This window comes from Methylobacterium nonmethylotrophicum, assembly GCF_004745635.1.
GTDB classification, from domain to species: Bacteria; Pseudomonadota; Alphaproteobacteria; order Rhizobiales; family Beijerinckiaceae; genus Methylobacterium; species Methylobacterium nonmethylotrophicum.
Genome location: NZ_SRLB01000011.1, coordinates 160,391 through 179,623, shown reverse-complemented (window position 1 = coordinate 179,623; position 19,233 = coordinate 160,391). Strand labels below are relative to the sequence as shown.

Annotated in this window: 17 protein-coding genes; 7 read left to right on the top strand and 10 right to left on the bottom strand. The window is 73.9% G+C overall.

What is annotated here, in order from left to right; all coding sequences use genetic code 11:
• Nucleotides 1-3 precede the first annotated feature (3 nt).
• From EU555_RS16610 to EU555_RS16600, 3 genes are read right to left on the bottom strand one after another with little or no spacing between them, the layout of a single operon-like run.
• The gene (locus EU555_RS16610; RefSeq protein WP_135415997.1) at nt 4-741 is read right to left on the bottom strand and encodes a PIG-L deacetylase family protein; all 738 of its coding nucleotides are present in this window, start codon (nt 739-741) and stop codon (nt 4-6) included.
• Nucleotides 741-1,862 carry an acyl-CoA dehydrogenase family protein gene (locus tag EU555_RS16605; protein ID WP_135415995.1) on the bottom strand — a complete coding sequence of 374 codons (1,122 nt, stop codon included), beginning with the start codon at nt 1,860-1,862 and terminating at the stop codon, nt 741-743. The genes EU555_RS16610 and EU555_RS16605 overlap by 1 nt, the downstream gene beginning before the upstream one ends.
• Nucleotides 1,855-2,997: a glycosyltransferase family A protein gene (locus tag EU555_RS16600; RefSeq protein WP_135415993.1), complete on the bottom strand. Its 1,143-nt coding sequence runs from the start codon at nt 2,995-2,997 to the stop codon at nt 1,855-1,857. The genes EU555_RS16605 and EU555_RS16600 overlap by 8 nt, the downstream gene beginning before the upstream one ends.
• Nucleotides 2,998-3,284: 287 nt before the next feature.
• On the opposite strand from EU555_RS16600, the gene EU555_RS16595 reads away from it, so the two are divergent.
• The 3 genes from EU555_RS16595 (at nt 3,285) to EU555_RS16585 (ending at nt 6,080) form a co-directional block, all read left to right on the top strand.
• Complete coding sequence (locus EU555_RS16595) at nt 3,285-3,902, top strand: outer membrane protein (protein WP_245524333.1); 618 nt, start codon at nt 3,285-3,287, stop codon at nt 3,900-3,902.
• A gap of 528 nt (nt 3,903-4,430) precedes the next feature.
• Nucleotides 4,431-5,549 carry a hypothetical protein gene (locus EU555_RS16590; RefSeq protein WP_205820940.1) on the top strand — a complete coding sequence of 373 codons (1,119 nt, stop codon included), beginning with the start codon at nt 4,431-4,433 and terminating at the stop codon, nt 5,547-5,549.
• A 99-nt stretch (nt 5,550-5,648) separates the two neighbouring features.
• Complete coding sequence (locus tag EU555_RS16585) at nt 5,649-6,080, top strand: hypothetical protein (protein WP_135415989.1); 432 nt, start codon at nt 5,649-5,651, stop codon at nt 6,078-6,080.
• A 28-nt stretch (nt 6,081-6,108) separates the two neighbouring features.
• On the opposite strand, the gene EU555_RS16580 is transcribed toward EU555_RS16585, so the two are convergent.
• From EU555_RS16580 to EU555_RS16550, 7 genes are all read right to left on the bottom strand, one after another.
• On the bottom strand, nt 6,109-6,879 hold the full coding sequence (locus tag EU555_RS16580) for an ABC transporter ATP-binding protein (RefSeq protein ID WP_167858568.1): 771 nt from the start codon (nt 6,877-6,879) through the stop codon (nt 6,109-6,111).
• Nucleotides 6,860-8,665 (bottom strand): branched-chain amino acid ABC transporter ATP-binding protein/permease, encoded by a 1,806-nt coding sequence (locus EU555_RS16575; RefSeq protein WP_135415985.1) that lies wholly within the window; start codon nt 8,663-8,665, stop codon nt 6,860-6,862. The genes EU555_RS16580 and EU555_RS16575 overlap by 20 nt, the downstream gene beginning before the upstream one ends.
• Nucleotides 8,662-9,522, bottom strand: coding sequence for a branched-chain amino acid ABC transporter permease (locus tag EU555_RS16570; RefSeq protein WP_135415983.1), 861 nt, complete (start codon nt 9,520-9,522; stop codon nt 8,662-8,664). Before EU555_RS16570 ends, EU555_RS16575 begins: the two co-directional genes overlap by 4 nt.
• Before the next feature lie 22 nt (nt 9,523-9,544).
• A complete protein-coding gene (locus tag EU555_RS16565; RefSeq protein WP_245524332.1) occupies nt 9,545-10,741 on the bottom strand; it encodes an ABC transporter substrate-binding protein in 1,197 nt (398 codons plus the stop codon).
• Between the two features lie 43 nt (nt 10,742-10,784).
• Nucleotides 10,785-11,873, bottom strand: a complete 1,089-nt coding sequence (locus tag EU555_RS16560; protein WP_135415981.1) for a mandelate racemase/muconate lactonizing enzyme family protein — start codon at nt 11,871-11,873, stop codon at nt 10,785-10,787.
• A 13-nt stretch (nt 11,874-11,886) separates the two neighbouring features.
• Nucleotides 11,887-12,999, bottom strand: coding sequence for a mandelate racemase/muconate lactonizing enzyme family protein (locus EU555_RS16555; protein ID WP_135415979.1), 1,113 nt, complete (start codon nt 12,997-12,999; stop codon nt 11,887-11,889).
• Nucleotides 13,000-13,201: 202 nt separating this feature from the next.
• Nucleotides 13,202-14,014 carry an IclR family transcriptional regulator gene (locus EU555_RS16550; RefSeq protein ID WP_135415977.1) on the bottom strand — a complete coding sequence of 271 codons (813 nt, stop codon included), beginning with the start codon at nt 14,012-14,014 and terminating at the stop codon, nt 13,202-13,204.
• A gap of 390 nt (nt 14,015-14,404) precedes the next feature.
• Here EU555_RS16550 and EU555_RS16545 point away from each other — a divergent pair, with 390 nt between their 5' ends.
• Genes EU555_RS16545 through EU555_RS16530 form a run of 4 tightly spaced genes read left to right on the top strand, consistent with a single transcriptional unit; the run spans nt 14,405 to nt 18,958 of the window.
• The gene (locus tag EU555_RS16545; RefSeq protein WP_135415975.1) at nt 14,405-15,535 is read left to right on the top strand and encodes a thiolase family protein; all 1,131 of its coding nucleotides are present in this window, start codon (nt 14,405-14,407) and stop codon (nt 15,533-15,535) included.
• The gene (locus EU555_RS16540) at nt 15,532-15,900 is read left to right on the top strand and encodes a Zn-ribbon domain-containing OB-fold protein (RefSeq protein WP_135415973.1); all 369 of its coding nucleotides are present in this window, start codon (nt 15,532-15,534) and stop codon (nt 15,898-15,900) included. The genes EU555_RS16545 and EU555_RS16540 overlap by 4 nt, the downstream gene beginning before the upstream one ends.
• Entirely contained in the window at nt 15,897-17,990 is a 2,094-nt protein-coding gene (locus EU555_RS16535; RefSeq protein ID WP_135415971.1) for an acetate--CoA ligase family protein, read from the top strand. The genes EU555_RS16540 and EU555_RS16535 overlap by 4 nt, the downstream gene beginning before the upstream one ends.
• Nucleotides 17,987-18,958 carry a Bug family tripartite tricarboxylate transporter substrate binding protein gene (locus EU555_RS16530; RefSeq protein WP_135415969.1) on the top strand — a complete coding sequence of 324 codons (972 nt, stop codon included), beginning with the start codon at nt 17,987-17,989 and terminating at the stop codon, nt 18,956-18,958. The genes EU555_RS16535 and EU555_RS16530 overlap by 4 nt, the downstream gene beginning before the upstream one ends.
• The last annotated feature ends 275 nt before the right edge of the window (nt 18,959-19,233 follow it).

The following is a 19,233-nucleotide window of genomic DNA, read 5'->3' as shown; positions in this document are numbered from 1 at the left end:
TCCTCACGGCGCAACCTCCAGGAAGATCTCGTGCTCGCCCGCGAAGCGGGCGAGCATCGCCAGCTCGAGGCGGAAGCCCCCGGGATCGTCGGCGATCAGGTCGGTGGTCTGCGAGCGGTGGGCCGTGATCGCCGCCGCCTTGCGGGCGCGGTGGCGGCCGATGGCGAGGCGGGCGCCCCGGGGCGGCGGCCCGACCTCGGCCTCCGGCGGCAAGGTCCAGCCCCAGACCGGGTAGGCGTAGAGGGGGACGCCTCCCAGAAGCGCCCGGGCCCGGCGGGCGAGCGCCGCGCTCGCCGCGTGGTCGCAATGCGGGTCGTGCTCCCAGGTCACGAACAGGGCCCCGGCCCCGCAGGACCGGGCCGCCGCGGCGATCGCGACGGCCGCCGCCTCGGCCTCCGGCCCGCAGGCCGGCACGAACCGGTCGGGCAGGCGCAGGAAGGCGACGTGGTCGGGCGCGAGGCCCAACGCCGCCGCGGCCGCCAGGGTCTCGGATTCGCGTAAGGTGCGCAGGCGCGCGGGCGGGTGGCTCGGCGAGTTCGGGTGCGAGCCGACCCCGTCGCTCACCACCACGAGGCGGACCGGGATCCCGCAGGCAGAGGCCTCGGCGATGAGCCCGCCGCAGCCGAGGCTCTCGTCGTCCGGGTGGGGCGCCACCACGACGATCCCGCCCGACGCCACCAGGTCGCGCAGGGAGCGCACCGGCAGCGCCGCGGCGGCTTCGAGGAAGGCATCGGCCCGCATCAGCACGCCTCCGGGTGCCAGAGGTCGGCGACCGGGCCCTCGGCCGAGAGGATCGTGGCGGCGGCACCGGTGAGGGCGCGGTCGGGGGCGGGCTGGCGCAGATAGGTCGCGAGGTCGCGCGCGAGCCGCTCGAGCGGATGGCCGTGAAGGAAGCTCTGGAGGCCGACCGAGCGCTGGGCGAGCCCGAGCACCTCGAGCCCCGCCCGCTCGACCGCGAGCCGGGTCAGGTTGACGAACGCGACGATGCGGTCGGCCGGCAGCGCGTCCTCGGCGACCAAGGCGGCCGCCCGCGTCACGAAGAGACGCGCCCCCTCGAGCGCGATCGCCCCCTCGCCGAGGCGGGCAAGCTGGTGGGGATCGTCGCCGCGGCCGGTCCGCGCGAGGTGGCCGCGCCAGGCCTCGAACACCGCTTCGAGGCCCCCGAGCTGCACCGCCGCGAAGCGCCAGGCGCCGCCGGAGAAGTGCGGCTGGCGGTGGTAGTCGTCCGGCCCGCCGAGTTGGGCCAGGGGCGAGAGGCCGGTGAGGTCGACGGTGCCGGTGGCCGAGGCGCGCATGCCCTGCGCGCGCCATTCCGCGAGGTCGGCCCTCGTCCCGGGCTCGAGCGCGACGACCAGCATCAGCGGCTCGGTCCGGCCGGGCGGGCGCGCCGTCACGAGGGCGCGGGTGACGTGGCCGGCGCCTGACGCGAAGGTCTTGGCGCCGGTCAGGCGCCCGTCCGCGCCGAGGACGAGGCCGCCCTCCGCCGGCTCGGTGTTCCAGACCCCGAACAGGTGGCCGGCGCGGGCCTCCGCGCAGAGCGCGCGGCGCTCGACCGGAGCGGCGAAGCGGGCGACGAGCTGGAGCGCGTTGACGTGGCCCTCGTAGAGCCGCCCGAGCGCCAGGCTGCCGGAGCCGACGAGGCGCAGCACCTCGGCGAGATCGGCCGCGCGAGGCTCCTGCCCGAGGCCGGCGCCGCCCTCCTCCGCCGGCACCGGGGCGGCGAGGAGGCCGGCCTCGGCGAGATCGGCGAGATCCTCCGCCGGAAAGCCGTCGTCGCGGTCCTGCTCGTCGGCCCGCAGGGCGGCACGGGCCGCGATCCGGCGTGCGGCCGCGACGGCGCCGCGGAGGTCTGGATCAGGCATTGCCGGTCGGCTCCGAGGCCTGGCCGAGCGCGGGCGGGAACGGGCCGGAGGTGGCGAGGCGCCGCAGGCCACGTGCCCCGAGCCGCAGCCCGGCCAGCACGGTCCGGGCGCGCCGGATCTGCCCCGGCAGCACGCCCGGGCACAGGGGGCGGAAGGCGAGGAGCGGGCTCGCCCCCTCGATCGCCGCGAGCCTCGCGCCGAGGGTGGGCAGGCGGGCGATGCGGCGCGCCTCCCCGCGGCCGATGCCCAGCCAGGGCGCCCAGAGAAGGGTGCGCTCCAGGCGCCCGGCGGCGTGCAGGCGCCGCAGCCGGCGGCCCCAGGCGAACCGGAACAGGGCGCGCGCCAGGGGTTCGAGGCGCGGGTCGCAGGGGCTCTCCGGCGCGTCGCACCGCCGGCGCATCGTGTCGGCGGCGCCTCCGGGCGCCCGGCCGTCGAGCCGGCCCGAGGTGACCACGACGATGTCGGGGGCGTGGCGCAGCCGGGCATCCGCCCGCAGCAGGGCGGCGGCGAAGGCCCGGTCCTCGCCGAGCGGCACCGCCGGCATGCCGCCGGCGGCGCGGTAGGCCGGCAGGCGGACCGCGAGGCTCGCCCCGGAGCGGGTCGCGTGCCGCGGCCAGGGATCGTGGGCGACCGGGTCGATCAGCGCCTCGAGGGCGACGAGCAGATCCCCGTAGGCACCCTCGAGGCGGCCGCGCGCGTGGAGGGCCTCCGGCAGGCGCGCGGCCTCGTCCTCGTCGAGGGCGATGGTGCCGGCCACCGCGTCGACGCCGCGCGAAAGGGCCGCGAGGTTGCGGGCGATCCAGTCCGGCGGCACCCGGCTGTCGGCGTCGGTGGTCAGGATCACGCCGTCCGGCGCCCCCTCCTCCAGCCAGGCGGCCGCCGCCTCCATCGCCTCGCGCCGGGCCCAGCCGGCCTGGGCGCCGGCGAAATCGCGCTCGATCACCCGCAGCCGCAGGCGAAGCGAGGGCGCGAGCGCCGCGACCGCCTGCGCCGTGCCATCGGTGCAGTTGTTGAGGAACAGGACGACCCCGATCGCCTCCGTCCCGACCTCCGCCTGCCCGTCGAGGGCCCGCAGGCAGGGGCCGATCCGGTCGACCTCGTTGCGCACCGGCACGGCGACGATGCAGCGGGGCACCGCTGCGCCGGCCGGCTCCGGATTCCGGGCTCGCCCCGTTGGATCGGTTCCTGGATCGGTCACGCGCGGCGCCTCCGGCGGGCCGCGTCGGCGGTCCCCGGGAACTAACCTATGTCATACCCCGCCCCAGTTCTCTGGGGTGCGACCAAATCGACCGCGACTCCCTGGACGGCGGCCCGGAGGATCACGCGCCGCTCCCTGCCGCCACGCGAGGGAGGAGGCGCGCGAAGCGGAGCCGCCTGTCGAGGCCGCCCGCCTTCGGCTATGGTGCGGGCATGACCGGACCCGTGGCTTCCCGTTCCGTCCGCCGCCTCGCGGCCTGCCTCGCCCTCGGACTCGGCGCCCTCGCGCCGGATCCGGGCGCCGCGCAAGGGTTCGCGGGCTTCGGCTTCCTGCCCGTCTTCGCCTGGCCCCAGGGCCTGCGCGAGGAGGGGCCGGGCGAGGGCCGCTGGTCCGGGTCCTACGGCCGCCTGTCGACCGGATTCGAGGCGGTCTCGTCGCGGCGCTTCGGCAGCTATGCCGGCCCGACCATCGGGTTCGAGGGCGGGCGGCTGTGGCAGGACGGCCGGCTCGTCTACGGCATCGCCGGCGGGTTCGACTACCTCGCCACGACCTCCGGAGGGCTCACGCCCGGCTTCGGGGGCCTCGCCTATACCCGCGATTTCGCCGGGGCGGTGCAGGTGAAGGTCGGCACGCTGCTCACGCCGGACGTGCTGCTCTATGCCCGCGCGGGCGCGACGGCCGTGCACGGGAGCTTGCGGGTCGGGGCGACGCCGGTCTCGGCCCCGTTCTCGCGCGACGACATCGCGGTCCGGCCGGACGCGCATGTCGGGGTCGAGTGGGCGATCACCGACCGGCTCTCGGTCGCCGTCGAGGCGGGCGTGGTCGGCCCCGGCCTGCGCTGACCCGTCCGCCACGCCGGCGTCATCTCCGGCCCGCAGCAACATCGTCGATCGAACCCGGAATACTTTCGGATACAAAAAATTCCGCCGCATCGTTGCCGTCGAATGAGTCGCAGCCGCTTGCATAAAACGCGATGAGATCAAGGGCCTGAGCGGCACGGAAATAGCCATGCGGCCGGGCGATCAACGCCCGGGCCCGAATCGTCTGCTCGACCCTGGCGCCCGGGCGCCGCAAATTTGCCCTGTTCCGGCGTTCATTCCGTGCTCCGGGCGCGGCCGAGATTGGCGCGCGACCGGCGGCACCAGCGGGACGGGTCGTGGCGGCGGACCCCGTCGGCTCAGTGCCGGCCCCGAGGAGAAGGGCGCGCGCCCCATCCGCCACCCGGATCGGCCGGGACGCGGCGGCGAGGCGCGGGCAGACGAGGGAAGGCCGCATGACCCCAGACCGGGCTCCACTCCGCACGTCCCCGACCGACCGAGACGCACCACCGGCGGGGCACAAGCGGGCGGGCGGGCGCTGAGACCGCCCCGATGCGCCGCGCCATCATCCATATCGGCACCCCGCGCACCGGCACCTCCTCGCTGCAGATGCTGCTGCATCGGCACCGGGACGACCTTCGCCGGGCGGGCATCCTCTACCCGACTCTGGCGCCCCGCTCCGCGCCGGTGCCGCATGCCAGCCACCAGTATCTGGGGGAGACCCTGGACGGGCGCCGGCCGCGGCGCGAGCGGCGCGAGCTCCTCGCCGATCTCGACCGGGCACTCGCGGAGAGCCGGGAGGACGTCGCCCTCCTCTCCTACGAGAGCCTGTGCGGGCTGCCGCCCTGGCACCGCGCCCCGAAGCTTCTGTGCGGCCTGTTCGCGCGCCACGGCTTCCGGCCCGAGATCCTGATGACGGTGCGCCCGCAGGCGGCCTACCTGCAGTCGCAATACACCTGGCGGATCCAGTTCCTGCGCGAGGCCCGGGCCTTCGCGGCCTCGTTCGAGGCGGAGCTGCGGGCGCGGCGGTTCGATTACCTGCGCGGCCTCTCGGGCTGGGCGCGGGCCGCCGCGGGGCGGGTGCACCTCGTGCCGGTCCAGGACCGGTGCTCGCGGGCCCCGCTGGTCGAGCGGATCGCGACCGAGCTGGGGCTCGCCGACCGCCTGCTGCCGCTCCTCACGCCGTCGGACCTCGCCTACCGCACCAACGAGAGCCTGGGTCCCGTCGGAGTCGAGGTGTCGCGGCGCCTGCGGGCGGAAGGGCCCGCCGGCGCGCTGCCCCTCGGCGGCGCGCTGCCGCGCGCCCGGGAAATCACCGCGCGCATCGACGCCCTGGCGCACGAGGGCGGCCTCGACGCCGAGCCGTTCCGGGCCCTCGATCCCCGGATGATCGCGCGGGTCTCGGAGACCTATGACCGGCGCAACGACGCCCTCGCCCGCCGGGTCTGGGGCACGGACTGGAGCACGCGCGTCGCCGACCTTGCGCCCCGCCCGGTCAACGAGCTGGCCCGGCTCGGGCCCAGCCCCGACCGGGAGGCACAGGTCGCGGCGATCCTGGCCACGATCCGCGACGAGTTCGCCGGACGGCTCCCGGCCGGCGCACCGACCTGGCGCGGGCGCGCCGGACAGGCGGCCTCGTGGCTCGTGCAGGCGGCCAGGAAGGTCCTGTAGCGTCGAAACACCGCTTGTTAGATCCTGAAGCCGGATCACCCCTCCCGGCGTTGAGCGGCGGGCGCCCTCGGCGGCGCCCGCCCACTCCCAGGATCAGGCATGAGATCTCTCCCGCTCGCGGCGGCCCGGACCGCCGCCCTGCTGCTCGGCACCATGCTGGCCCTCCCGGGGACCGCCCGGGCCCAGACCACCGCCGCCCCGGCGGTCGGCTCGGCGGCGGCGACGCCGGACAACGCCGTGCTGCTCACGGTCTTCCTGCGCCACGACCAGTCGCGGCCGCTCGCGGAGCTGAACGCCCAGCTCGCCAAACAGGGATTCTACAAGGCCTTCCCGCCGCCCGGCATGGAGGTGGTGTCCTGGACCGTGGCGATGGGGATCGGCCAGATCATCGTCCTGCGGCTGCCGGCCACGCGCCTGCGCGAGGTCAACCGCGTCCTCGAGGACACCGCCTGGGGCGCCTACCGCACCGAGTTCTACCCGACCTACGACTACAGGGCGGTCGGCCTCGCCGAGCACGAGAAGGCGCAATAGGACCGCCGGAACGGGTCCGGCGGCCGCCTCAGGCGTGCAGCGGACCCGCGGCGGTGCCGAAATACGCCCGCTCCAGGCGCTCGGCCAGGTCGGGCGCGCCGGCCTCGGCCTCGAGCACGATCTGGCCCTGCGCCAGGGCGTAGACCCGGTCGGAGACGGCCCGCGCCTTCTCGACGAGCTGCTCCACCAGCAGCACGGCGGTGCCCTGCCGGCGCAGGCGCGAGACCACCTCGAGCACCCGGTCGACGAGGACCGGAGAGAGGCCGGCGGAGGGCTCGTCGAGCATCAGCAGGCGCGGGCGCTGCACGAGGCCCTGCGCCACCGCCAGCATCTGCTGCTGGCCGCCGGAGAGCGAGGCGCCCTTGTCGTGGCTCTTTTCCGCGATCTCGGGGAAGTGGGACAGGGCCTCCTCGACGCGCGCCTCGCGCTCGGCCCGGGGCAGGTCGTAGGCGGCGAGCAGCAGGTTCTCGCGCACCGTCTGCGCCGTGAAGACGCGGTGGCCCTCGATCACGTGCGAGAGACCGGCCTGCACCGCGGCGCGGGGACCCATCCCTGAGAGCTGCACGTCGCCGAGCCAGACCGACCCGGCCTGGACCGGCAGCAGGCCGGAGAGCGCCCGCAGCAGCGTCGACTTGCCGGCGCCGTTGGGGCCGAGCAGGGTCACGACCTCGCCGGCATGCACCGTGAGGTCGACGCCGTGGAGCACCCGGATCTTGCCGTAGCTCGCCTCCAGCCCCCGCACCCGCAGGAGCGGCGCGCCGACCGACTCACCCGCCGCTTCACCCGCCGAGATAGGCACTGACGACCTCCCTGTGGCTGCGGATCTCCGCCGGCGTGCCGGCGGCCAGCACCCGGCCGAGATTGAGCACCGTGACCTCGTCGCAGATCGCGAAGATCAGGTCGGCGTGATGCTCGACGAGGAGCACCCCGATTCCGGCATCGGCCACCGCCCGGATCAGCCCGCCGAGGCGCTGGATCTCGAGGGCCGAGAGACCCGCCGCCGGCTCGTCGAGGAGCAGGAAGGCCGGGCGCAGCATCAGGGCGCGGGCGATCTCGAGGAAGCGCAATTCGCTGTGCTGGAGGCGCCCGGCCCGGACCTCGTCGAGGCCGTCGAGCCCGACCGCCCGCAGGGCGAGGCGGGCCGCCTCCCGCAGACGCCGCTCGTCCTCGCGGTGGCGGGGGAGCGAGAGAAGCGCCTCCGCGAGCGTCGCGCGCCCGTCGACGCTGCCGCCGAGCATCACGTTCTCGATGACGGTCGCCTCGCCGACGATCCGCGGGGTCTGGAAGGTGCGGGCGATGCGCAAGATGGCGCGCGCCTCCCGCGCCTCGGAGAGCAGCGAGCGGGCGCCCAAGCTCACCCGGCCGTCCTGCGGCCGGTAATAGCCCGAGATGACGTTGAGCGTCGTCGTCTTGCCCGAGCCGTTGGGGCCGATCAGGCCGTGGACGCCGCCCGGCCGCAGGGTGAGGTCGAGCCCGTCGATCGCCTTCACGGCGCCGAAGCTCAGCCGCACGCCCGACAGCGTGATCGGCTCACCGATCGGGGCACCGGCGGCGAGGTCCTGGAGAGCCGCGGTGCGCGGCACGATGCTGCGCTCGGCCGGCAGCGGCCGGCGCTTGCCGCGGTCGAGGAGGTCGGCGATGCCGCCGGGCAGAGCCACCACGATGACGAGGAGCAGCACCGCATAGAGGAAGGTCGACCAGGCCGCGAGCGGGGCCGCCACCTCCGGCAGGATGGTGAGCAGGATCGTGCCGATCAGCGGCCCCAGCACCGAGCCGCGCCCGCCGATCAGCACCGCGATGAAGAACAGGAGCGACAGGTCGAACGTGAAGGCGTCCGGCGTGATGTAGGTCTGGAGCGAGGCGAACAGCCCGCCGGCGATGGCCGCGACGCAGCCGGCGAACAGGAACACCGCGACGAGGAGCCTCGGCTTGGCGATGCCGACGGCTTCGGCCGCCACCTCGGCGTCGCGCACGGCCACCAGCGCCCGGCCGTAGCGGCTGCCGGCGACGTTGAGGGTCATCCAGGTGCAGAGAGCCGCGCCGGCGAGGCAGAGGCCGTAGAAGCCGAGGCGGCTGTCGAAGGGCGCCGGCATCTCCGGCCCGGTGATGCCGATGCCGCCGCCGGTCACGTCCTGCCAGGCGAGCGCCACCTGGGTGACGATGGTGGCGAAGCCGAGCGTCGTCATGGCGAAGTAGAAGGTGCGCAGGCGGAGCGCCGGCAGGCCGACCACCACCCCGACCACGGCTCCGAGGATGCCGGCGCAGGCGAGCGCCGCGAAGGCCGGGAGCGCCGGCAGGACGTTGCCGGCCGCGAGCACGCTGGTGGTGTAGGCGCCCACCAAGAGCAGCGCGACGTAGCCGATGGCGAGCTGCCCGGCGAAGCCGACGACGAGGTTGAGGCCCGAGACCAGGATCCAATAGATCGCCGCTCGCGTGGCGATCAGCGTCCAGTAATCGTTGCCGGCGAGCGGCACCGCGAGGGCGAGGCCCAGCACGAGGAGGAAGGGCGCGGCGGCGGAGAGCCGCGCGCCCAGTCCGGTGCGGACGGCCGGTTCGGAGGCCGCGAGGGCCGTCGGTGCACTCATACGCGCCTCGCCTGGGCCGAGCCGAGGAGGCCTTGCGGGGCCGCCAGCAGCACGACGATGAACAGGGTGAACACCGCCACGGAGGCGAAGATGCCGCCGACGACGAAGTTCGCGGTCTGCTGGAAGAGCCCGAGGACGAGGCCGCCGATCAGCGCGCCGCGGTTGTTGCCCAGGCCGCCCAACGCCACCGGGATGAAGCCGTAGAAGTTGAGGTGCGGCCCGTTGGCGAAGAAGGCGAGCAGCAGCTCGCCGCCGGCATAGCCCGCAAGCGCCCCGATCCCGCCGGCGAGGGCGTAGCTCATCACCCGGAGGCGCCGCTCGGGCAGGCCCAGGGCCCGGGCGGCGAAATTGTCCTCGGCCACCGCCAGGAAGGCGTGGCCGAGGAGGGTGCGCCGGTAGAGGAGCTCGAGGCCCAGGCTGACGAGGAGGCAGGCCGCGACCGGCAGCCAGAACTTCTCGTCGAGCACGGTCTCGCCGAAGCCGCCGAGCAGCCGCGGGAAGGGCTGCGGCTCGGTGCTCCAGGTGATCGCCGTGACCTGCTGGATCATCAGCGCGAGGGCCAGCGTCGAGAGCACGTAGAGGTGCTGGTCGAGGCTCTTGAGCACCGGGCGCACCGCCACGAACTCGGTGACGATGCCGACGAGCGCCCCGCCGGCGATCGTGAGCAGGAGCCCGAGCGGCCAGGGCAGCCCGAGCCGCAACGAGAACAGCGAGCCCAGCACGCCGCCCAGCATCCCGAGCTGGCCGGCGGTGAAGCTCATGACCCGCGAGGTCGAGAACATCGTGTTGTAGGTGATGCCGATCAGCGCGTAGACGGCGCCGACAGCGAGGCCCGAGGCCAGGATCGAGGCGAGCATGGCGGCGCTCCCCCTCCCGTCGTCAGGAATAGCCCGGGGCGAGCCGGAAGCTGCCGTCGCGGCCGGAATTCGCCGCCGACATCACCACATCCTCGGTCGGGTAGCCGTTATGCTCCGTCGGGGTGTAGGTGTAGTCGCCGAAGATGCCCGGATATTTCTTGAGGCCGTTCCAGTGCTTGACGATCGCGTCGGGCGCGCTCGATCCGGTCTCCTCCACCGCCTTGGCGATCAGGCTCACCGCGTCGTAGCCGGCGGCGACCCACCACAGCAGGGTGTCGGAGAGCTGCACCTTGCCCTTGAGCCGCGCGACGAACTCCTCGCTGCGGGCGTTGAGCTTGCCGGATTCGTCGTAGGAGCAGCTGCGGTAGCCGATCGCGTAGACCTTGTCCCAGTTCGCCGGCTTCTCCAGGAGCCCGCCGATCTCGCCCGAGGCCATCGAGGGGTGGCCGACGAAGGGCACGTCCCAGCCCATCCGGGCGCGGGTGTTGAACAGGCGGGCATCCATGCCGGTCGACACGCTCCAGACCACCAGGGCCTCGGCGCCGGCATTGCGGGCGCGCAGCATGTCGGGAGTCATGTCGGGCTGGGTCGAGTCGATGTTGCCGAGATAGACCACCTCGGCCCCGTCCTGCTTGAACGCCGCCGCCGAGGCCTTGGCGGCGGTGACGCCGTAGCCGGTCGTGTCGCCGATCACCGCGACCCGCTTCACCTTCAGAACCTTCAGGCAGTAGCTGCGCACCGCATCGTCCCACTGGGTGTTGGACGGGGCGATGCGGAAGGCGTTGGGGTACTTCGCCGGGTCGATCAGGCTGTCGACCACGCAGGGGTGGATGTTGGGCATCTTGGCCCGCGCCATGATCGGGGTGACCGCCAGGGACTCGCCCGAGTTGGTCGGGCCCCAGATGGCGTGGACCTTGGCCTGGCTGATCATCTCCTGGGTGGCGTTGACCGCCTTGGTCGGGTCGCCCTGCGAGTCGCGGGTGATCAGCTCGATCTTGCGGCCCTTGACCCCGCCGGCGCCGTTGATCGCCTCGACGGCGAAGATCACGCCGCGGTTGAACCCGACCGTCGGGGCCGAGCTCGGTCCCGTCATCGCGGCGAGCCAGCCGATGCGCAGGGGCTCGCCCTGCGCGATCGCCGGCCGGGGAAACCCGAGGGCCGCCGCCCCCGCGAGGCCGGCAGCATTCATCACGAGCGCGCGACGGTTCGTCGTCACCATGGCGTCCTCCTCCCGTTGTCGTCCCGGCCGGCGCGATTGGTGTTTAAGCGCCTTGCCGCTCCAGGTGCCGGATCCGGTCCTCGTCGAAGGTGAACCCGAAGCCTGGCCGCTCCGGCACGATGGCGAATCCGTCGGCGAAGTCCAGTCTCTCGCAGTACAGCTCGGAGAACCACGGCATGTATTCCAGAGAATGGGCGTTCGCGAGCGCCCCGAGCACGCTCAGGCTCTGCTCGGGGAAGAGGTGGCTCGAGACCGGCAGGTCGTAGGCCTCGGCGAGGTGGCCGACCCGCAGGAACTCGGTGACGCCGCCGACCCGCTGCAGGTCCGGCATCAGGATGTCGGCCGTGCGCAGCTCGATCATCCGGCGGAAGCCGTAGCGGGTGTAGTCGGTCTCCCCGCTGGCGATCGGCGTGTCGAGGGCGGCGGCGACGCGGGCCAGCCCCTCGACGTCCCAGGCCGGCAGCGGCTCCTCGAACCAGGTCAGGCCGAACTCCTCCAGCCGCCGGCCGAGACGGATGGCGTCGTTCTCGGTCAGGCCCTGGTTGGCATCGGCCATCAGGCGGATCGTCGGGCCGATCGCCTCCCGCACCGCCCGCACCCGGGCGATGTTCCAGTCGGGGTCGCCGGCCGAGAGGCGCATCTTCATCGCCGTGAAGCCCGCCGCCCTGAAGCGCTCGGCCTCGGCGACCAGCTCCTCGGTCGAGCGGTCGAGCCACAGGCCGCCCGAATGGTAGGCCGGCACCCGGGCGCTGGCGCCGCCGAGCATGCGGTAGAGCGGCAGCCCGGCGCGCTTGCCCGCGAGATCCCACAGCGCCCCGTCGAGGGCCGAGATGCCCATGACGGGCATGCCCTTGTGGCCCATGAAGTTGACGTCGCGCCAGGCCCGCGACCAGAAGCCGGCGATGTGGCCGGCATCCTGGCCCACCACCAGGTCGGCCATCTCGTCGATGAGCGCCCGCAAAACCTTGGTGCGCCGGTCGTTCAGCGTGAACACGATGTTCTCGCCGGTGAGGCCGTCGGCCCGCACCGTGACCAGGATGCAGCCGAAGGCATGCAGCTGGCCGAGCGCCGAGCCGATCGGCCGCTCCGGGCGCAAGGTGACGGCACGCGTCTCGACGCGGTCGACCTTCATGGCGTGTCCTCCCTTATGCCGTGCGAGTTACCGGCCCGACCCGGTAGCGGTCGAGCACGCCCGGATCCGGGTCGCAGCCGAGGCCCGGGCCCGGTGGCAGCCGCACGTGGCCGTTCTCGGCCCGGACCCAAGGATCGAACGGGTTGGCTTCCATGTCGAGCCACAGCACCTCGACCAGCGGGTCTTCGACGCGCGCGGCGACGACGTGCATCGTGGCGATGAGGCCGGAGCCGAAATACGGGCTGTGGGGGGCCGCCCGGACCCCGTGCGCCTCGCACAGCGTGATCACCCGCAGCATCTCGCCGATGCCGCCGATCTTGGTGACGCTCGGCTGCGCGATGTCGATCGCGCCGGCCTCGATCAGCGCCTTGAAGCCGAACAGGCCGGCGGTGTTCTCGCCGGCGGCGATCGGGATGCCGCGGGCCCGCACCATCGCGAGCCCGTGCGTGTCCTCCGGCGGCCAGACCGGCTCCTCGAACCAGGTGAGGTCGTGGGGCGCGAAGGCATCCGCCATCCTGAGGGCCGCCGGCACGCTCCAGGCGCAGTTGACGTCGACCATCAGGGCGGCCCCGTGCGCCCGCGCCACCTCGGCACCGGCCGCGACCGCCTCCTCGGTGATCTCGTGCAGCTTGATGTGACGGTAGCCGGCAGCACACGCCGCCTCGACGTTGCGGCGCACGAGCGCCGGCTCGTGGTAGGCGAGGAGCGAGGCGTAGGCCGGCAACCGCTCGCGGACCCCGCCGCCGAGAAGCTGCGCCACCGGCTGTCCCGCCCGCTTGCCCGCGAGATCCCACAAGGCCGTCTCGATCCCTGAGAAGGCGAACACGAACGGGCCGTTGCGGCCCAGAAGGTGCGTGGCGTGGAGGACCGAGCGGGTCAGCGCCGCGATGTCGCCGGAGGAACGCCCGAGGACGAGCGGCGCCACGATCCCGTCGAGGGCGGCGCGGGTGGCCTGGATGCCGGCATGCCCGAAGGCCTCGCCCCAGCCGACCAGCCCCTCGTCGGTCTCGACCCGCACCAGCAGGATGTCGAGATGCGTCCAGGCCTTGCCGGCGAAGGTGGCGGGCGGGCCGCCCATACAGAAGGGCAGCGAGACGACCTGGGACTGGATGTCGACGATCTTCACGCGTGTCTCCCCGGATCGGAAGCCGTTCGGCCAATGGTGAAATCCATCCCGCCCACGACCTCATCCTGAGGTGCTTGCGAAGCAAGCCTCGAAGGAGGGCTCCAGGGAGCGCGGAGACTTCTGGAGCCCTCCTTCGAGGTCGGTCGACCTGCAATCGACTGACACCTCAGGATGAGTTTCGGTGTGGGAGTCGAAGTCGTTCTCACCCCCCACCCCCCTGCCCCGCCGGGATCCGCTCGCGCTCCATCAGGTCGGCCTCGCGCCGCAAGGCATCCGCCAGCTCCGCCTCGCGCGCCCGGATGCGGGTGGTGAGCGCCGCGATGCTGATCGCCGCAACGGTGCGGCCGGTGGCATCGCGCACCGGCACGCCGATCGCCCCCATCGTGTCGACGACCTGGTCGAGGAGCACGACGTAGCCGCGCGCCCGCGATTCCGCCACGCGGGTGCGGATCTCCGCCTGGCTGAGGCGCGGATAGGGCCCGAGGCGCTGGACCACGATCCCCAGGATCGCGTCGACCTCCCGGTCGGGCAGCCAGGCGAGGAGCGCCATGGCGCCGGCCCCGACCCCGAGGGGGCGGCGGCTGCCGATGTCGAGGTAGTTGGCCCGGATCGGGTAGGAGCCGACCTCGCGCTCGATGCAGACCGCCTCGACGCCGCTCCTGACCGAGAGCAGCACCGTGTCGCCGGAGAGCTCGGCGAGCCGCACCAGGCTCGGCCGCGCCAGCGCCCGCAGGTCGTCGGGCCGGCCGGCGCTGGCGGCGAGCGCCAGCAGTTCGGGCCCGGGCCGCCAGCGCCGCCCGTCGGCCGCGCGGGCGGCAAAACCCTCCTGCGCCAGGGTGTCGAGGATGCGCAACGCCGTCACCTTGTTGAGCCCCGTCTCGGCCGAGAGCTCGGTCAGGCGCCGGGGCGTGGGCGCAGCGAGCGCGCGCAGGACGGCGCAGACCTTCTGGACGGCGTTGGGCTCGGGCGCGGCGGGGGCCGCATCGTCGGCCGTGTCGGAGGCGGCCGGGCTCATGCGGCCTCGCAGCCGTCGCGCGGGCGGTCCCTCGTCGCGAAGCGCCCGGCCGGCCGGCGAGCCGCCCCCGGCGACGCACGCGAATCCAGGCCCGGCCGACGGTGCATGGCGCCTCTCACGCGTTCCCGATACCGCCGCCCTTCGATGGGCTGGTTCCGTCTGGCGGAACCATTCCGGTCGATATCCGCTCTCCCGACCCGGCGACGACCACGGTCGTTACCCGGCACGGAACGACGTTGACAGGCTCTCCGCCGGAAGGCAACCATCCTCTCACACTTCGCCAGGAGGTCGGCCGGCTGAGCCCGCAACGACCCGGCCCGGAGGACGCCCGATGCCTCGTTCCGCCATGCGGATGCATGCGCGTGCCCGCTGCCCTGGCGAGCCCGCCCGATGAGCGTCGTCACCGGCATCGGCCTCACCCCGTTCGGGCGCCTCGCCGGCGCCTCCACCCTCGACCTGATGAGCCGCGCCGCGACGGATGCCCTTGCGGATGCCGGGCTGGAGCGGCGCGAGGTCGACGGCCTGATCACCGGCTACTCGACCACGCACCCGCACCTGATGCTCTCGACGGTGTTCGCCGAGCATTTCGGCCTGCGCCCGTCCTATGCCCACGCGGTCCAGCTCGGCGGCGCCACGGGCTTTGCCCTGGTGATGCTCGCCCATCTGATGGTCGAAGCGGGTGCGGTGCGGCGGATCCTGGTGGTGGCCGGCGAGAACCGGCTGTCGGGCCAGTCCCGCGACGCGGCGATCCAGACGCTCGCCCAGGTCGGCCACCCGACCTACGAGGTGCCGCTGGGCCCCACGATCCCCGCCTATTACGGCCTCGTCGCCTCCCGCTACGCCTACGAATACGGGATCGAGGACAGCGCCGAACTCGCGGTGCTGATGCGGGCGAACGCCGCCCGCACGCCCGGCGCCCACCTGACCGAGCCGATCACCGCCGCGATGGTGCGGGACTCCAAGCCCATCGCCACGCCGTTGCGCCTGCTCGATTGCTGCCCGGTCTCGGATGGCGGCGCCGCCTTCGTGATCGAGCGGGCGGATGCCGCGCGGCCCGGCCCGGCGATCCGCGGCGCGGCGCAGGCCCACACCCACCAGCATGTCAGCGCGGCACCCTCGCTGACCGCCTTCGGGGCGGGCGACAGCGCCGCCCGGGCCCTGGCGCAATCCGGTGTCGCGCTCACCGACATCGGCTACGCAGCGATCTACGACAGCTTCACCATCACGCTGGCGATCCTCCTGGAGGAGATCGGCCTCGCGCCCCGTGGCGCCGCCGGGCGGCTCGCCCGCGAGGGGCATTTTTCTCCCGATGGCGCCATGCCGCTCAACACCCATGGCGGCCTCCTGAGCTACGGCCATTGCGGCGTCGGCGGCGCGATGGCCCATCTCGCCGAGACCGTGCGGCAGATGCGCGGAGCGGCCGGGCCGCGCCAGGTCGCCCCGCCGGCGCTGGCGCTGCTCCACGGCGACGGCGGCGTGCTCTCCTCCCATGTCAGCCTCGTCCTGGAGAACGGCCGATGAGCGCGGAGATCCCGGACTGGACGACGGGCGGCGAGGGCCTGACGCTCGCGCGCTGCCGCGCCTGCCGCCACGTCCAGTATGTCCGCCGCCCCTTCTGCCCGGAATGCGGAAGCGAGGATCTCTCGGTCGAGAGGGCTTCCGGCCGCGGCACGGTCTACGCCGTCACGGTGGTGGCGCGCGCGCCCTCGGCCGACCTCAGCGCCCACGCGCCCTACGGCATCGCGCTGGTCGACGCCGAGGAGGGCTTCCGCTTCATGGCGCATTGCCCGCTCAAGGGCGTCGCGATCGGCGATGCCGTCCGCACGACGTTCCGCGCCTTCGGGGCCGGCCTCGTCCCGTTCGTCGCCCCGGAGGGCACACCATGACGTCGAGCCTCCAGGCCGCCCTCGACCCGCACTCGATCGCGGTGATCGGCGCCTCAGAGAATCCCGACAAGATCGGCGGAAGGCCGCTCCTCTACCTGTCGCGATTCGGCTTTCGCGGCGAGGTCTGGCCGGTCAACCCGAAGCGCGACGAGGTCCAGGGCCGGCGCACGGTGCCGCGGCTCTCGGCCCTGGCGCGGGCGCCCGACCTCGCGATCATCGCGGTGCCGGGCGAGGCGGCGGTGGCGGCCCTCGACGAATGCGCCGAGATCGGCGTCAAGGTCGCGATCATGATGGCCTCGGGCTTCGGCGAGACCGAGGATCCGGCGGCGCAAGCGGCGCAGCGCGCGATGGTGGCCCGCGCCCGGGCCCGGGGCCTGCGGATGATCGGCCCGAACTCGCAGGGCTTGGCCAATTTCGGCACCGGCGCGGTGCCGAGCTTCTCCAGCATGTTCCTGGAGGTCGCGCCGCAGGACGGGCCGGTCGGCATCGTCAGCCAGAGCGGGGCGATGAGCGTCGTGCCCTACGGGCTGCTCCGCGGCCGCGGCATCGGCGTGCGCCACACCCACGCCACCGGCAACGACGCCGACGTGACGGTGTGCGAGCTCGCCGCGGCGGTGGCGGCCGATCCGGCCCTCAAGCTGCTGCTCCTCTACCTCGAGAGCATTCCCGACCCGCACCATCTGGCGGAGGCCGCCGCGGTCGCCCGGGCGCGCGGCCTGCCGATCGTGGCGCTGAAATCCGGCCGCACCGCCGCCGGCCAGGCCGCGGCGCAGTCCCATACCGGGGCGCTCGCCAACGAGGACCGGCTGGTCGATGCCTTCCTGGAGCAGCACGGGATCTGGCGGGCGCAAGACACCACCGACCTCGTCGCGGCGGCCGAGCTGTACCTGAAGGGCTGGACACCGGGGGGCCGCCGCATGGTGGCGATCAGCAATTCGGGCGCGACCTGCGTGATGGCGGCGGACGCGGCCTCGGCGGCCGGGCTCGAGCTGGCGCCGCTGGCCGACGGCACGCAGGGCCGCCTGCGGGCGATCCTCCCGAGCTTCGCCGCGACCCGCAACCCGGTCGACATCACGGCGGCGCTGATGACGAACTCCGCCCTGTTCAGCCAGATCCTGCCGGTGATCGCCGAGGACCCGTCCGCCGACGCCTTCCTGGTCGGGGTGCCGGTGGCGGGCCGCGCCTACGCGGTCGACGATTTCGGCCGCGACACCGCCGCCTTCGCGGCCGCGACGGGAAAGCCGGTGGTGATCGTCGCGCCGCAGGAGCTCGTCGCTGCGCCGTTCCGCGCCCGCGGCCTGCCGGTCTTCTCCGGCGAGGGCGAGGCGGTGCGGGCGCTGTCCCAGTTCATCGCCCATCACGAGCGGATGGCGGCGGCCGCGGGCCGCCCGCCGCACCCGGCCCCTCCCCCACCCGCCGAGGCGCCGCCACGCCTCCTCGACGAGGCGGAGAGCCTGGCGCTCCTGGCGCGGGCCGGCGTGCCGGTGGTGCGCCACCGCCTCTGCCGCACGGCCGAGGAGGCGGTCGCCGCGGCCTCGGAGATCGGCGGGCCGGTGGCCGTGAAGGGCTGCTCGGCCGCGGTGGCGCACAAGAGCGAGCTCGGCCTCGTCCATCTGGGGCTGAGCGGGGCGCAAGCCGTCCGTGCCGCCTTCGAGGCCTGCCGGGCGGGGCTGGCGGGGGCCGGCCACGCCTTCACCGGCGTCATCGTCGCAGCGATGGCGCGCGGGCGGCGCGAGCTGGTGCTCGGCGCGCACCGCGACCCGTTCTTCGGACCCGTCGTGGTGGTGGGCGACGGCGGCACATACGTCGAGGCGATGCCGGACGTCGCCCTGCTGCTGCCGCCGTTCACGGAAGCCGACGTGCGGCGGGCGCTTCACCGCCTGCGGATCGCGCCGCTCATCGCGGGCGTACGCGGCGAGAAGCCGTGGGCGATCGAGCCCTATCTCGCCGCCGCGGTGGCGGTGGGCGAGCTGATGACGGCGACACCGGGCATCGCCAGCCTCGACGTCAACCCGATGCTGGTCGGCCCCGAGCCGGGCGACTGCCTGGCGCTGGACGCCGTCGTGTTCGTGGACGGGAGCATGCCATGATCCGCCGCCGTGACGTCGTCGCCGGCCTCGCCGGCACCCTCGCGCTGAACGCCCGCCCGGTCCGCGCCGCCGCCTGGCCGGCCCGGCCGATCTCCGTCGTGGTGCCCTATCCGCCCGGCGGCTCGACCGACATCACCGCCCGCATCGTCGGCGACCGGCTGGCGCAGGCGCTGGGCCAGCCCCTCGTCGTCGACAACCGGCCGGGGGCGGGCGGCAATCTCGGCCTCGAGGTCGTCGCCCGGGCCGCCGCCGACGGCTACACCCTCGGCGTCGCCACCACGGCGCATGCCATCAACATGACGCTGTTTCGCAAGCTCAACTACGACACCCTGAAGAGCTTCGCGCCGGTGGCGCTCCTGACCGAGAACCCGCTGGTGCTGGTGGTCCCGGCGCAGTCGGGCCCGCGCTCAATCGCCGAGCTGATCGCCGCCGCCAAGGCCAAGCCCGGCGCCCTCAACTACGCCACGTCGGGCATCGGCCAGTCGACGCATCTCGCCGCCGAGCTGTTCGCCGCGATGGCGGGCATCAAGCTCACCCACATCCCCTATCGCGGCAGCGCCCCGGCGATCACCGACGTCATCGCCGGGCGCTGCGACCTGATGTTCGACACGACCCAATCGGTGCTCGCCCATGTCGAGGGCGGTCGGGTGCGGGCGCTCGGCATCACCTCGACCGAGCGGCTGCCGCTCGTGAAGGACATCCCGACCATCGCCGAGGCCGCCCTGCCGGGCTACGTCGCCATCGCGTGGAACGGCCTCGTCGTGCCGAAGGGCACGCCGCCGGAGATCGTCGCGCGCCTCAACGCCGAGACGGTGCGGGCGCTGCAGGAGCCGGCGACCGCGGCGAAGTTCGCCGGCCTCGGCGCCACCTCCCGGCCCCTGTCGCCCGACGCCTTCGGGGCGTTCATGGCCGACGAGATCGCGAAGTGGGGGGCGGTGGTGAAGCAGTCGGGAACGACGCTGGATTGAGGGCGGTGGTCCGGCCGTTCCGAGAGCCGGTCGCTCGAGGGCAAGTCCTTCCTCCTACCCGTAACCTCATCCTGAGGTGCTGGCGATCGAAGATCGCACGTGAAAGGAGCCTCGAAGGAGGGCTCCAGAAGTCTGTGCGATCCCTGGAGCCCTCCTTCGAGGCTGCGCGATCTCCGATCGCCCAGCACCTCAGGATGAGGTTCGGGGTGGGAATGTAAATGCCGATCACGCGGCGCGGCAGGGCGAGGCGGAACGCGTTTGGCCTCGTCGTCGAC